This is a genomic window from Pseudomonas brassicacearum (assembly GCF_003732265.1).
Classification (GTDB): domain Bacteria; phylum Pseudomonadota; class Gammaproteobacteria; order Pseudomonadales; family Pseudomonadaceae; genus Aquipseudomonas; species Aquipseudomonas brassicacearum_D.
In genome coordinates this window covers 1-485 of record NZ_MOBK01000225.1, presented here as the reverse complement: position 1 = coordinate 485, position 485 = coordinate 1, and the positions used below count along the sequence as shown (strand labels likewise).

Here is a 485-nt window from a genome sequence, read left to right as displayed (position 1 = left end):
CAGGTAGGCACGATGACCGTCCACATTGGTCTCGAACTGATGACCAGCCTGGTCATGGTGGATGGACAACGCCTCGCTCATCACTACTCCTCGCGGGTCTTGGATTCTGACCCCTACCTTACCGATGTTTTTCCGGCGAAGGAACATCTACGCCACCCCGTGCCTGATGGACACCGAGAAGAGCCACACCGATCTCGCGCAACCTGGCACCTGATAAATAGTAGGCACCATTGGCAAAAATGCTCAAGGTACGCTCGTCATCAAGCGGGTTGACGGGGGTTGCTCCGAGGGACGCAGAGGTGACTGGGGAGAAGATCTTCCCGGGCCACTCACCTGAACATTGCCGGATGTTGAGACTTAAGACGTGCAGCCTTTTTTAAAGTCACCTCAACATGCACAAAGATAAGCGAAGCAGCGCGCAAAATCGGAACAAAAGTGTGGACGAATTCATCTAGACAGACTTTAGCCAAGACTGCAAAAACAGC

Annotated in this window: 1 pseudogene; it reads right to left on the bottom strand. The window is 53.2% G+C overall.

Going from position 1 to position 485, the window contains the following annotated elements:
* Window positions 1-147: pseudogene (locus tag BK660_RS33315) on the bottom strand (GNAT family N-acetyltransferase); the annotation flags it as partial.
* Window positions 148-485: the final 338 nt, after the last annotated feature.